The sequence below is a fragment of the Pseudomonas sp. HLS-6 TE3448 genome, assembly GCF_053629555.1.
Genome location: NZ_JBRJIO010000001.1, coordinates 3,361,697 through 3,375,591, shown reverse-complemented (window position 1 = coordinate 3,375,591; position 13,895 = coordinate 3,361,697). Strand labels below are relative to the sequence as shown.

At 60.8% G+C, this 13,895-nt stretch carries 11 protein-coding genes; 10 read left to right on the top strand and 1 reads right to left on the bottom strand.

Going from position 1 to position 13,895, the window contains the following annotated elements; genetic code table 11:
* Nucleotides 1-40 precede the first annotated feature (40 nt).
* Complete coding sequence (locus AB7M23_RS15635) at nt 41-406, bottom strand: helix-turn-helix domain-containing protein (RefSeq protein WP_454241251.1); 366 nt, start codon at nt 404-406, stop codon at nt 41-43.
* Between the two features lie 664 nt (nt 407-1,070).
* Here AB7M23_RS15635 and AB7M23_RS15630 point away from each other — a divergent pair.
* The 10 genes from AB7M23_RS15630 (at nt 1,071) to AB7M23_RS15585 (ending at nt 13,886) form a co-directional block, all read left to right on the top strand.
* Complete coding sequence (locus tag AB7M23_RS15630; RefSeq protein WP_102053420.1) at nt 1,071-2,378, top strand: nucleotide sugar dehydrogenase; 1,308 nt, start codon at nt 1,071-1,073, stop codon at nt 2,376-2,378.
* 177 nt (nt 2,379-2,555) lie between these two features.
* Nucleotides 2,556-4,049 (top strand): glycosyltransferase, encoded by a 1,494-nt coding sequence (locus tag AB7M23_RS15625; RefSeq protein ID WP_065760793.1) that lies wholly within the window; start codon nt 2,556-2,558, stop codon nt 4,047-4,049.
* Between the two features lie 15 nt (nt 4,050-4,064).
* Nucleotides 4,065-5,213, top strand: a complete 1,149-nt coding sequence (locus AB7M23_RS15620; RefSeq protein ID WP_454241250.1) for a PilZ domain-containing protein — start codon at nt 4,065-4,067, stop codon at nt 5,211-5,213.
* Nucleotides 5,214-5,223: 10 nt separating this feature from the next.
* Nucleotides 5,224-6,669: a tetratricopeptide repeat protein gene (locus AB7M23_RS15615; RefSeq protein WP_065760789.1), complete on the top strand. Its 1,446-nt coding sequence runs from the start codon at nt 5,224-5,226 to the stop codon at nt 6,667-6,669.
* A complete protein-coding gene (locus AB7M23_RS15610) occupies nt 6,666-8,123 on the top strand; it encodes an alginate export family protein (RefSeq protein WP_454241249.1) in 1,458 nt (485 codons plus the stop codon). Before AB7M23_RS15615 ends, AB7M23_RS15610 begins: the two co-directional genes overlap by 4 nt.
* Nucleotides 8,124-8,137: 14 nt before the next feature.
* Nucleotides 8,138-9,565, top strand: a complete 1,428-nt coding sequence (locus tag AB7M23_RS15605; protein WP_065760787.1) for an MBOAT family O-acyltransferase — start codon at nt 8,138-8,140, stop codon at nt 9,563-9,565.
* A 9-nt stretch (nt 9,566-9,574) separates the two neighbouring features.
* Entirely contained in the window at nt 9,575-10,669 is a 1,095-nt protein-coding gene (locus AB7M23_RS15600; RefSeq protein WP_454241248.1) for an alginate O-acetyltransferase, read from the top strand.
* A 12-nt stretch (nt 10,670-10,681) separates the two neighbouring features.
* The gene (locus AB7M23_RS15595) at nt 10,682-11,335 is read left to right on the top strand and encodes an alginate O-acetyltransferase AlgF (RefSeq protein ID WP_065760785.1); all 654 of its coding nucleotides are present in this window, start codon (nt 10,682-10,684) and stop codon (nt 11,333-11,335) included.
* A 41-nt stretch (nt 11,336-11,376) separates the two neighbouring features.
* Nucleotides 11,377-12,780, top strand: coding sequence for an alginate O-acetyltransferase AlgX-related protein (locus tag AB7M23_RS15590; RefSeq protein ID WP_454241247.1), 1,404 nt, complete (start codon nt 11,377-11,379; stop codon nt 12,778-12,780).
* Entirely contained in the window at nt 12,771-13,886 is a 1,116-nt protein-coding gene (locus AB7M23_RS15585) for a polysaccharide lyase (protein ID WP_454241246.1), read from the top strand. Before AB7M23_RS15590 ends, AB7M23_RS15585 begins: the two co-directional genes overlap by 10 nt.
* Nucleotides 13,887-13,895 lie beyond the last annotated feature (9 nt).

Sequence of the window (13,895 nt, the reverse complement as noted above, 5' to 3'; positions counted from 1 at the left end):
ACTCTAACAAAAAACCCGACACGAATCCTAACGGAAAGCGTCACGATACCGACGTCAATTTCCTTACACCCACAGCGGGCCGCGGCATCCCCCTGGACAGACTGTGAAGCAACTGCACCACAGCCTCCTGATCGGCCTGCGGCAACGTGCGATAGCAATCGAGCAACTGGCTTTCAGCAGACGACAAGCCATTGGACGTCACCGGGGTATGCACCCCGCTGAGCACATACAAGGCATCGACACCGCGCCCTGCCACAGCGGCCAGATAGTCCAGCTTGGGCGTTCGCTCACCACTCTCGTATTTGCCCTGAGCATTGGGCTCGACACCACCGATGTCGCCAAAAGCACGCTGAGTCAGCCCAAGCCGCTCTCTTTCTTCCCTGATACGCGAACCGATTCCAGTCATCTGAATACAAAATCCCTTACACGACACCCCCAAGGGGGCTCCCTGAAAATAACAATAGGTAATGAAGCGCTCCCGAACTATGCACGCGATACAGCGTGCAACACAAGCCAGCCCGTGACAGCCCGACATGACGCCATTCATTTCCCCCCCACCGTTAGTGTTTGAACATTATTTCTCGCACCGCTGAAGTTCCCTATCACGCCGGAATTACAGGTTATTGAATATTATCGAAGTGAACTGCAGTGGCCCACCACACACTATAAAAACACATGAACTGCGCGCACTGACACTGCGCGAGCGCACGCGCCAAAAAAATGAACACACTTCAATGTTTCAGGCCCAAAAAACGCCTTAAGCAGACATTTTGACGCCAACAAACCACCACGAAAAAGCCTTCAATTTTTTGACGCCTAACTTACATCAAACTTTAAGCCATTGATTTTAAACAGTTTTTTAAATTTAATTGATTTAATTTGACCACTCATCAACTTTGTAGGCACTCGCTACTTGCAAGCATTAAAAGTCGTCTTATAGGATGTAAAAAAGACAGAAAAACCGCCTGCGCAATACAACTTCGCGCTGTCTGTCAGCGTGCGCCTGCCGCCCTATAAACATGTCTAACTAACTATCCCGGATCAGTCGATGAACCGGGAGAGAGGGAACTATGCATATCAGTATTTTTGGATTGGGTTATGTTGGGGCTGTCTGTGCCGGTTGCCTTTCGGCACGCGGACATCAGGTGATCGGTGTCGACATCTCCGAGGCCAAGATCGAGATGATCAACCAGGGCCAGTCACCCATCGTTGAACCTGGCCTTGAGGCATTGCTGCAGGAGGGCCTGCGCAAAGGGCTGCTGCGTGGCACGACCGATGTTCAGGCCGCAGTTCTGGAAACCGACCTGTCACTGCTCTGCGTTGGTACCCCGAGCAAGAAGAACGGCGACCTGGACCTGGTCTACATGGAGGCCGTGTGTCGCCAGATCGGTGAAGCGCTGCGTGACAAGCCCTCGCGGCACACCGTTGTGGTACGCAGCACCGTGCTGCCCGGAACAGTGAAGAATGTGGTGATCCCGCTGCTTGAAGCCACGTCCGGCAAACGTGCCGGTGTCGACTTCGGCGTCGCGGTGAACCCGGAGTTCCTCCGCGAAAGTACGGCGATCAACGACTACGACTTCCCGGCGATGACCGTCATCGGAGAGCTCGACAGCCAGTCTGGCGAGCTGCTGCAATCGCTCTACGAGGGCCTGGACGCACCGGTGATTCGCAAGTCGATCGAAGTCGCCGAAATGATCAAGTACACCTGCAACGTCTGGCATGCGACCAAGGTCAGCTTCGCCAATGAGATCGGTAACATTGCCAAGGCCTCGGGCGTCGACGGCCGTGAAGTGATGGATGTGGTCTGCCAGGACCACAAACTCAATCTGTCACGCTATTACCTGCGCCCCGGCTTTGCCTTCGGTGGCTCGTGCCTGCCCAAGGATGTTCGCGCCCTCACCTACCGCGCCGGCCAGCTGGACGTCGAACACCCACTGCTTGCCTCGATCATGGCCAGTAACCGCAGCCAGGTGCAGAACGCATTCGACCTGGTGACCGGTTTCGACAAACGTCGTATCGGCCTGCTCGGCTTGAGCTTCAAGGCTGGCAGTGACGACCTGCGCGAGAGCCCGCTGGTAGAGCTGGCCGAAATGCTGATCGGCAAAGGTTATGACCTGCGCATCTACGACGCCAACGTGGAGTACGCGCGGGTATTCGGTGCCAACCGCGATTACATCGAAGGGAAAATCCCGCACGTCTCCTCACTGCTCTGCAACGACTTGCAACAGGTCATCGACGACTCGGACGTGATCGTGCTCGGTAACAACGACAACCGTTTCGCCCTGGCGCTGGAGCGCAACGACAACAAGCAGATCGTCGATCTGGTCGGCTTCATGCCGCATACCAGTGACGCTTCCCGTGAAGGGATCTGCTGGTAAGCCTGAACGCTCCGCCAAGAGAGCAGCCGGCACCCGCCATCAACTGACATGACCTGCCATCGTCCGCCCGCCTCGCGGGACGGCGACGTGCAGCCGTGTCGCCGGCAGGCGCCGCCACCATCAAGGAGAGACGAACACATGGAACGACAGTCAGGCCAACCTGCGGGTCACTCAGGCATGCTCAGGGCAAGCGCACGCTTCTGCGCCTGGGCCTGCCTGTTCGGCTTGGTCGCGCTGGCCTCGGAAATGGTTGCACCGCAATACCTGGACCCCAATCACCACCTGTTCATTTTCATCATCGGCACCCTGGGCATGTGGCGCTATGGCAACGCCATTGTCCATTACCTGCGCGGCATGTACTTCCTGCACTGGAAGTTTCCACGTATTCGCAAGGCCGTCGAGCGCATGGGCGATGCAGCACTGCCAGCCCACATGTTCATGGTGGTCACCAGTTTCCGTATCCCGACCCATACCACCTTCAAGGTCTACCAGTCGGTATTCCAGGAAGTGCAGCGGCTCAAGGTACCGTGCACGGTCATCGCCTCGATCGTCGAGAAAGGCGACGAGCACTTCATCAAGGACATCATGCGTAACGAGGTCAAGGGCCGCGACGACATCAAGCTGGTTATCGTCCGCGCCCGCGGCACCGGCAAGCGTGATGGCCTGGCGCATGCCTTTCGCGCACTGTCGCGGCAGATGCCCATGGAAGACTCGGTGGTCGGCGTGGTCGATGGCGACACCATGATGCTGCCCGGCTGTGTCGAACGTGCGGTCAAGCTGTTTGCCTACCTGCCCAATGTCGGCGGCCTGACCACCAACGAGTTCTGCGAGGTCGAAGGCAGCCGCCTGATGCGCGAATGGCACTCGATGCGTTTTGTTCAACGGCACATCAACATGTGCTCGATGGCCCTGTCGCACCGCGTGCTGACCCTGACCGGGCGGCTGTCGTTCTTCCGTGCCAGTGTGATGACCGACCCCGAGTTCATCAGGGATGTCGAAGCCGACTTCCTCGAACACTGGCGCCTGGGCCGCTTCCAATTCCTCACCGGTGACGACAAGTCATCCTGGTTGAGCCTGATGCGTGCGGGTTGGGACACCTTCTATGTGCCCGACAGCAACACCCTGACCGTGGAGCATCCGCCAGACAACAGCTTCTGGCGTGCAACCCGGCAGTTGATGTTCCGCTGGTACGGCAACTCGCTGCGGCAGAACTTCCGCGCCACCCACCTGCTCGGGCGAGCGCGACTGGGGCTGTTCACCCTGTATGTGCTGCTGGATCAGCGGGTATCGATGTGGACATGCCTGATGGGCCTGACTGCATCGGTGGTGGCCGGCCTGGTGTTCGGCATCCAGTACCTGCTGGTGTACCTGTTCTGGGTGCTGCTGTCGCGCACCCTGGTCACGGTGATGTTCCTGTTTGCCGGGCACCCGGTAAGCCCGGTGTACCCGTTCGTTCTTTATTACAACCAGATCGTCGGCTCGGTGATGAAGGTTTACGCAATGTTCCACATGGACCAACAGCGCTGGACCCGACAAAAAACCACATTAAGCAACGGCAGCGTCAACTTCGATGCAGCCCTGAACCGCTGGTCCTCCAAAGCGATGCTGTGTTCCTCCATCGCGATCTTCTTCGGGGTCATCTCGGTTCTTCTCGAACTCACGCAACGTTAAGGAAAGGCGCCTGTCATGAGTAGCTCCAGCACCCCAACAGTACCGGCCAATGTGGTCCATGAAGCGATCGACGAACGTCAGTACGTGCGCACCAAACTCAATGCCCGGGTCCTGCTCAGCGCAACGGGCCAACCCTCATTCGAGAGCACGCTGCAGGACATTTCCCTGGGCGGTATCGGCCTGGTTCATGCAGACCCGCTGAAGATCGGCAGCCTGTACAACGCCTCGATCAAGCTGCGACTGAATCAGATCGACCTGAACATCGACAGCAAGGTCAAGATCGTGTCCCAGCGCGGCCAGGAGGTCGGCGCACAGTTCGTCGACCTCGATGCCCAGAAGCGCGACATCCTGCGCTACATCATCACCGCCTACATGTCCGGCGAAATCGCCGACATCAATGGCCTGTTCAACGTGATGCAACGCGAGAACTACATCAAGGAACGCAAGCACACCTACGCCAGCGCGCGCTCGGCCGGCGACCGCCTCAAGGCCATGACCGGCACCCTGCTGTACACCGCCGCCGGGATCGCCGCGCTGAGCTTTGTTGCCTACAAAAGCTACCTGCTGCTGTTTCGCATCCCGGCGCTGCAAGCCCAGGTGTCGGCCAATGCCCAGGTCATCAGCATGCCCGACAACGGCTATGTGAAGTTCCTGCTGCAACCGGGGCAGACCGAGGTCAAGGCCGGCGAGCCGGTAGCGAGCATTTCAACGCAACTGGCAACCAGCTTTACCAGCCCGGCCGACATGAAGGCAGTCGCCGACCTGTCGCCCGGCGACCTGCAAACCCTGCTCGGTCGCGCCACCATCGAAACCGTGATCAACAGCCCGTGCGACTGCCAGGTGTACTTCCCAAGCAAGCCATTGGACGGCTTCGGCTACAAGCAGGCGCCACTCATGCACCTGCTGCCGAAAAACGAAGACCTGTTCGTCACCGCCAACGTGCCGTTCGACAAGCTCGCCGACATCTCCCGGGTGACCTCGGTCGACCTGCAGGTGTTCGGCCTCGACGAGCGCTTCACCGGCACGGTGGTGGACTCGCGGGTGGATGAGCTGAACAAGAACCTGGCCCTGACGATCCGTCCGGACACGCGCTTGCCAGCCCAGGCCTATCTGAAACCGGTGTCAGTAGACCTGTTCCTCGGTCTGCCGTCGCTGTCGCGCTAAGGGCCGAGCGATGAAACCGATGACGCCCACCTGGTTGCTGCTCGGCGCCCTGGCCTGCACTGCCCCGGCGTTGGCCGGGCAGAGCCTGGAGCAAATCCGCTATGCGCTGTACAAAGACCCCAGCGCCGAGGTCACGGCTGATCTGCGCGTGCTGGCCGAGCGTGGTGACCTGGCGTCCAAGCTGTTGCTGGGCGACCTGTTGTCGAGCAGTGAAGGTGCCAGCCGCCAGGAAGTGATTCGTCTGTACCGCGAAGCCTTTGCCGACGGGCGCGGGCTGGTCCCGGCGCTGGCTTCACTGGCGCGCCTGCTCGACCGCAGCCCGAGCCTGCGCCAGGGCCAGCGCGCCTGGGTTGAACAGGCGCTGACGCGCTACCCGAGCAACCTCGACCCGCGTAACGCCAGCACAACCCTGGAAGTGTTCCTGGTGTACCCGGAACTGGTGCCAACCCATGAAGCGGCGCAGGTGCTTGGCCTGTATGAGCAGTCGTGCCTGCTCAACTGCCGCCCGGCGTTGTACCGCGCTGTTCTGGCCGAGCGCCAGGGCGATCGTGCCGCGGCCGAGCGAGGCTATCAACAGGCGGTGCGGACCGACATACGGGCCATCGACCGTTATTACCGCTTCCTTGGCGAGGATCAGGACACGGCCTTCCCGGCCTTCGCCCGAACCCTGGAGGCCGAGCGGCCGCAACTGCCGGTGGACATCGTTCACCGTATCGGTTCGCTGCTCGACAGCATCACCAGCGTGCGCCGCGCCGAACAGGACGCCGACCGCTACGAGCGCCAGGCCAACGGCATGGGCCCGGACAAAGCCCAACCGAGCCCACAGCAACTGGCCCAGGAAAAGGCCGAGGCCGAAGCCCTTGATCTTGCCACCGCCGAAGCTCACCGCTGGCGTGACAACGCGGTGGAGCGCGGTTTCGTCCCGGCAATGGTGTCCAAGGCCAACTACATGATTTCCAACCCGACCGAGCACAACGCCGAGGAAACCCAAAGCCTGATCGACCAGGTAAAGACCCGGGAGCCAACCCGGGCCAAGGCACTGCAAGCCTCGTTCTACATGGTCAACAACTGGCTCACCCTCGACCCGGACAAAGCCCGTGCACTGATCGATGAACTGATCGCCAGCCACTACCCCGATGCCCAACTGCTGCTTGGCGAGTACTACAGCAAGGGCGTCGAGGACGAGCCCGACCAGGAAAAAGCCCTGGCGATTTTCCAGCAACAGGCACAAGACGGCTCCACCGCGGCCTGGTACCGCATGGCGACCCTGCATGCGTATGGCCGGGCGATCTGTCATGACCCGGTCAAGGCCTACACCTATGCACGGGTCGCTCTGGACCTGGGCGAAAACGGCGCCCGCAGCCTGCTCAAACGCCTGGAAAAAACCCTGAAAAAGGATGACATCGAACGCGCCCTGGTGGCCCGTAACGATCTGTTGAAGGAGGCTACCCTGTGAAAGCGCACCATTCCCTGTTCGGCGCCCTGCTCGCCCTGACCCCTGTTTACGCAGCCTTGGCCGCCGAAGAAATCACCGGCCCGGAAGCCGACAGCAGCGAACCGGTACGGGTTGCCGCCAGCGATGGCAGCGAGCCGATGATTACTTCCGAGTTTTTCAACAAGCTCACCGTGCAAACCGGCTACGGCCCGGAAAGCTCGCAGGTCGGTCGCAGTCGCGAGATGTTCTACAGCCTGCGCTACGAGCCCTCGTTCGCCTGGTACTCACCGGAAAAACGCTGGGCCAAGTGGCAGGTCTACGGCCGCCTGTGGCTGGACTATGACTCCAGCCAGGCAATCAGCGTGCAAAATGAAAACGCCAACAGCTTCGACCGCGAGCAGCCCGAAGGCTGGTACGCCGAGCTGCGCGAGCTCTACGTCAAACGCAACCTGCTGGGTGACGACCCGCGCTTTTCACTGTCGGCAGGCCGCCAGCGATACTTTGACGACTACGGGATCTGGTGGGATGACAGCCTTGAGTCGTTGCGTTTCAACTACAACGACACCTTTTCCCATGGCTTCCTCGCCGTGGCGCAGAAGTTCTACAACTACAACAGTGACGTCAACACCCTGGCCGACAGCGAAGAGCGCACCACCTACCTGATGGGTGAGTATGCCTACCGCTGGAGCGAGCGTAACTGGGCGGGCGTACGCCTGATGCATGAGGACGACCACAGCGGCCACGACCCTGAAGACCGCTACGACTTCAAGGGCATGCGCTACGGGCTGTTCTTCAAGGCCGATGACTTGCAGGTCAGCCCGCTGTTCAGCGACTACCACCTGGAGCTGGCCGGGCTTGATGGCAAGATCGACAACACCGACGGCAATGGTATTACCAGCACCGGCAACAGTACCCGTGGCTGGGCGGCGCTGGGCGAGATTGGCAAGCGCTTCCACGACCTGCCCTGGACCCCGCGCCTGGCATTGCGCGGCGGCCTGACCGACAAGCCCAGCGATGATAACGACGGCTTTCGCCTGAACACCATCCAGTCTGACCGTATCACCCGCCAAGGCTCCTATAGCACCCGCCTGACCAGCTCGTTCGTCAGCCTGGACCTGCGCAACCTCAGTTACTACGGCTTCGCCCTGGAAACCCAGCCAACCCCACGCAGCGCCCTGGACCTGAGGCTCACCGAGCTCAAGCTGCGCGACGCCGAAGGCACCCTGCCGATACGCATCGACGGTGATCAGCGCAGTGCGCGTAATCAGGCCATCACCCAAGGCACCCATACCGGTGGCAAGACCGTCGGGCAGATGCTCGACCTGAACTACTACTGGAAAATGTTTCCCGTGGCCATCGACGGCAAACACCTGGACGTCAACACCTTGGTCAGCGCCAGCTACCTGAATGCAGGTAACGCGCTGGACACCGGCGATGACTATCAGCTGACGCTCGGCGTCGTGATCAGCTACTAAGGACGGGCCCCGAGATGATCTTCGCCTCCAACGTCTTTCTGTTCCTCTACCTGCCGCTGTTCCTGGCCGTGTACTTCCTTGCCCGGCCGCAGTGGCGCTCAACGGTGATCGTGGCCGCCAGCTACATCTTCTACGCCTGGTGGCGCCCGGACTTTCTGCTGCTGTTCGTCGCCATCACCTACTGGAACTACTGGTTCGGCCTGCGCATCAAGGCACGCCTGGATGCCGGCGACAAACGCTGGGCGTTTCGTCTGTTGTGGATTGGCATCATCGGCAACCTGTCGACCCTGGGCTACTTCAAGTACGCCAACTTCGGCGCCGAAGTGCTGGCCGCCCTGCTCGCACCGCTGGGCATCAATACCTTTACCCTGGAGACGATTTTCCTGCCGCTGGGCATCTCCTTCTATGTGTTCCATGCCCTGAGCTACATCGTCGACATTTACCGCAAGGACGCCACGCCGACCAACAACTTCATCGACTTTGCCGCGTTCGTTGCACTGTTCCCTCACCTGGTTGCCGGGCCGATCCTGCGCTACAGCCAATTGGCCCCACAACTGCGCCAGCGGACCCATTCACTGGAGCTGTTCTCGCTGGGCGTGTGCCGGTTCATGCTCGGTTTCATCATGAAAGTGCTGATCGCCGACCAACTGGCGCCGATCAACGTGCTGTTCGTCAGCGAAGGCACCCTGCAATTGAGCGATGCCTGGTTCGGCCTGGTGATCTCGACCCTGCAGCTGTACTTCGACTTCGCGGGCTACAGCCATATGGCCCTGGGCCTGGCCCTGATGATGGGCTTTCGTTTTCCGGAGAACTTCAACCAGCCCTACGTCTCGCAGAGCATCACCGAGTTCTGGGCCCGCTGGCACATGACCCTGGCGCACTTCCTGCGTGACTACGTGTACATGCCGCTGGTACGCAAACGCATTGCCGGCGCCCTGCCCGCATTGGTCTACACCATGCTGCTGTCGGGCCTGTGGCACGGCGCCAGCTTCGCGTTCATCTGCTGGGGGCTGTTCTTCGGATTCGGCATGGTGATCGAGCGCAAATTCAACCTGGCAACCAAGATCACCACGCCCTACCACCTGGGCCGCAACCTGCGCACGGTGTTGTTGATCACCCTGAGTATGCCGCTGTTCTTCACCAGCGACCTGCGCCACAGCCTGGCCATCTACCAGGCGCTGTTCGGTTTCAACGGTCTCGGCTCGCTGGAGCTGTACGTACTCGGCGCGTCGAAGATGGCCATGTCCTTTGCCGCCGTGGCGCTGTGCTGGCTGATCCTGGCCGGGAGCAACAACGTGCGCTACTACGCCGGCAACAAGGAGCACTACTTCATGCGCCACGTCGGCGGCCTCAAGGCCGTGCTGCTGTGGTGCGGGTTCGGCCTGGCGCTGAGCAGCCTGGCGGCGCATTCCTTCTCGCCCTTCCTGTACTTCCAGTTCTAGGAGACTGCCATGTACCCGGTGTTCAACTCGGCAAGCAAGGTCAACGGCATTCTGTTCTGCCTGGTGTTGGCGGGCATGTTCATCTACTCGCTACCGCCCGTTTTCAGTTTCGCAAAAAACCAGAGCGACGCCTGGACGCTGTTCGTCGACGGCAAGTTGCTGCGCAAGTTCGAGCAGGCCTACGACAAGCGTTTCTTCCTGCGCGAACCCTCGGTAGCACTGTGGGCCAACGCCCAGTACCAACTGTTTGGCGAAGGCACCAAAGGTGTGGTGCTGGGCAAGGATGGCTGGCTCTACACCAACCAGGAGTACCGCGTACCCAACGACCTGGACGCCAACATTGAGGGGCAACTGGCACAGATTGCCGCGGTCGAGCAGCAACTCAAACAGCACAACAAGCAGCTGATCGTACTGCCGTTGCCCATGAAGCTGGACATCTATGCGGCCCACACCCAACACCCCTTCGACCCGCGGGTAGTGAGCCTGTATGACCGTTTCGTCGGCCAGCTCCAGGCACGACAAATCGTCGTCACACCGGTGCGTTCAAGCTTTCTGCAGCACCTGGAAGGGCCGGAACTGTTCCTCAAGTCCGACACCCACTGGAGCCCGGAAGGCGCCCGCCTGGCCGCTTATGAACTGGCCCGCCAACGGCCTGAGTTGCTCGGTGACGAACGTTACGTGTCGAACAAGGTGGCGGAAAAAATCGTCAAGGGCGATTTGATGAACTACATCCAGTTCGGGCAAAGCCCCCTGGCTCCGCAGTTCGGTGCCAATTCGATCGCTGTCTACGAAACCCTCAAGGCCAGTCAGAACGCCGATCAGCTGTTCGCCGAGGAGCACCAGAGCCTGCTGCTGGTCGGCACCAGCTACAGCAAGATCGATGACTGGAACTTCGTCGGTTTCCTCAAGGAAGCACTGAACCGCGACCTGCTCAGTGTCGCCGTCGAGGCCCGCGGGCCATTCGAGGCCATGAGCCAATTCCTGCAGAGCGACCAACTGGCCAATCCCCAGATCGACACCGTGGTCTGGGAGTTCCCGCTGCGCACCCTGCTTGCCCACCGGATCGGTTCACTGAGCCGCCCCGCCCAGCCCCAACACTTTTAAAGGAAGATCCCCATGACCCGTACCTTGCAGCAGTTCCTGGCCGCCAGCGCTCTGGCCCTTGGCGTACTCAACGCGCCGATTGTTCTCGCCGCCGAAGGCAACGCCGACCTGTATGACGCCGTGGCCCCGGCCGACTCGGCCTTTGTTCGGGTATTGAACCTGAGCAACAGCAACATCGAGGTGACCCTGAGCGGTAAGGTAACCCCGCAAAAGGTCGCCCCCGGGCAACTCAGCGGCTACCGTTTCACCCCTGCCGGCACACACAAGATCGCAGTCGGCAGCAAGTCGATCGAACCGCAATTGATCAAGAACGCCGCCAGTACCGTGGTCTATGACGGCAACAGCCTCACCCTGATTGCCGACAAATACGTCAACGAACCGAAGAAGGCCCAGGTCGCCTTCTACAACCTGACGCCGGCCAAGGCGGCGTTGAAAACCGTCGACGGCAAGCACGTGATCATCGACCCGCTGGGCAAGGACCAGACCGGCAGCCGCATGGTCAACGAAATCAAGATCGGCTTCGCCGCCTATGTCGAGGAACAGAACGTGGCCAGGTTCGAGGAACTGTTCCTGAAGAAAGGTCGCTCCTACAGCTACGTGCTGCTGCCTCAAGGCAGCGGCTACCGCAGCCTGAGCCTGGCCAACAGCATTGACCCCAGCGAGTGAATGACCACTGCCCTTGTTCAACAGGATGATGAATCGCGCACATGAAGACTTTACTCCCCCTGGGCCTTGTCGCCGCCCTTGCCTGCTTCAGCCTGCCCGCCACGGCAACTGAAACCGGCAAACGTGCTGCCTGCGAGAGCCTTGAGTGCATGACCTGCCCCGCCCTGAGCGACCCGCAGAAGTACGCCGAAGGGCGCATGAAGCTGATGCGTGAAATTGTCCCGGGCAAAAACCGCTGGCTGTTCCGCTCGATGGTCGACCTGACCAACGATTTCGGTATCCCGGCGCCGATGCGTCCAGAGTTTGCCCGGCTGATGGCTGCGTTCCGTCAACAAGGTATCCATGTCGCCATGGCGATCCAGCCCACCCGTGGGCTGATGCACCGCGACAAGCTCTATCCCGGCCAACTGCACGGCTTCGACTTCGCCCGGGCCAGCGGCAACCTGAGCAACTACCTGCAACAGTTGCGCAGTGCCGGCGCAGTGGTACCCGACATGATGCAACTGGTGCACACACCGCCCAAGGGCGAGTACTTCTTTCGTCGTGACCACCACTGGACCCCCAGTGGTGCCGAGGCAACTGCACGCTTGCTGGCCGACGAGGTGCGCCGGCAACCGTTCTATGCCGAACTGAGCAAAAAGCAGTACCGCACTGAACCTGGCGTCATGGTGCCCAAGGACGGCACCCTGAACCTGGCGATGAGCTATATCTGCGGCAACAACTATGGCTTCCAGTACGTGCGTGGCTACCAGACCATCCCCATGGCCGACGACGCCAACGCACTGTTCGACGAAGCACCGGACCCAGAGGTGATTCTGGTCGGTGACAGTAACTCGGCCGCGCGCGAGGACGAGAGCAAGCAGTTCAACTTCGACGGCTACCTCAAGCAGTACCTGGAAGTGGACATCCTCAACTACGCCCTGCCCGGCGTCGGCCAGGATGGCTCACTGCTGGAATACCTGCTCTCGGACAACTACAAGCCCAAGGCGCCGCCCAAGCTGATCATCTGGGAGTTGCCCGCCAACTATCAGCTAGAGTCCGAACCCATGTATCGGCAACTGATTCCGGCGATCAAAGGCGGTTGCTCGACCTCTACCGCAGTGCTCGGCAACCACGTGCAGCGCCCGGCCTTGAAGGTCAGTGACCGCATCGAGTTGCTCAGCAATGCCGGTGAGGCACGCAAGAACCTCAGCAGTGGCCAGGGCTTTCTGGACATCAAGATCAGCGACAAGAACGTCAAGGACTTCTACGTCATCGTCTATTACGACAACGGTGCCCGCGACAAGGTCTGGTTCCGCCGCGAAGCAGCCGTCACCGGCGGGCAGTACTACCTTGAACTGAGCAAGGCCAAGGAGTTCGCCGGCGCCAACCTGCTCTCGGTGTTTCTTGAACCCACCAAACCCGGCACTGCTGCCACTGAAGTGGAAACCCGACTATGCCTGTAAAACGCTGGAGCGTCGCCGGGCTAGGCCTGTGCGCCGCGCTGCACCTGGGCAGTAGCCTGGCCGCCAGCTCGATCTGGCCGGCTCAGGCCACCGCGCAGTCGGCGATGATTGCCGACTACCGCAGCCTGGCCTGCAGTAAAGAGCCGCCATCGCCCTACACCGGCAACCTGCAACTGCAAAGCAAGTACGACCAGAGCGACGCCAGCAAATCGACCTTGCGCAGCGACCCGGACGCTGGCACGGAAAAGGTCGGCAAGCAGGTCAAGGCGTTCATCGGTGGGCTGATTTACGCCAACAAACGCTTCCTGCGGGCCAAAACCCCACAAGAAGCCAACATGGCCCTGGCCTGCCAGGACCAGTGGCTGGAGCGCTGGGCCCAGGCGGGCGCGCTGCTCAACCCCGACGCCAGCAGCACCGGCATGGCCGCACGTAAATGGGCGGTCGCCGCCATGGCCTCGAACCTGCTGCTGACCCAGGCGGCGAGCAATGGCAAGGTTAAGCTCTCGCCCGCCCAAAACGCCTGGTTCGAGCGCCTTGGCGAGCTGGTCATCCGTGAGTACCAGCCGCGTCAGACGCCGGACTTCACCTGGTTCAACAACCATGACTATTGGGCCGCCTGGGCAGTCGCCGCGACCGGCATGCTGGTGCAGCGCGACGACTTCATCCACTGGGCCGACGGCAACCTGCGCCGAGGCCTGCAGCAGGCCGTGCGCAGCAGCGACGGCAGCTATGCCTACCTGCCGCTGGAAGTAGCGCGCAGCAAACTGGCCGCGACCTACAGCCAGTATGCCCTGGTGCCGTTGGTGCTGCTGGCCGAGTCGGCGCGGGCCAACCACCTGCCCTGGAGCAGCGAGGATCAGCAAACCCTGGAACTGCTGGCCAACTTTGCCGCGCGCAGCATCCTTGACCCCGACAACCTGCCGGAACTCAAGGGCCAGTCACAGACCGATGTCGCGCCGTACAAGCTGGCCTGGTTGATCCCGTTCCTGCAACGCGCCCCGGACAACCGCCTGGCGCGTCAGCTGTATGACAGCGAAGACGGCGACGTCGACAACTACAGCCAGCTCGGCGGCCCGCTCAAGCCGTTATACCCCAAACTGCCGTAACCCAAGGAC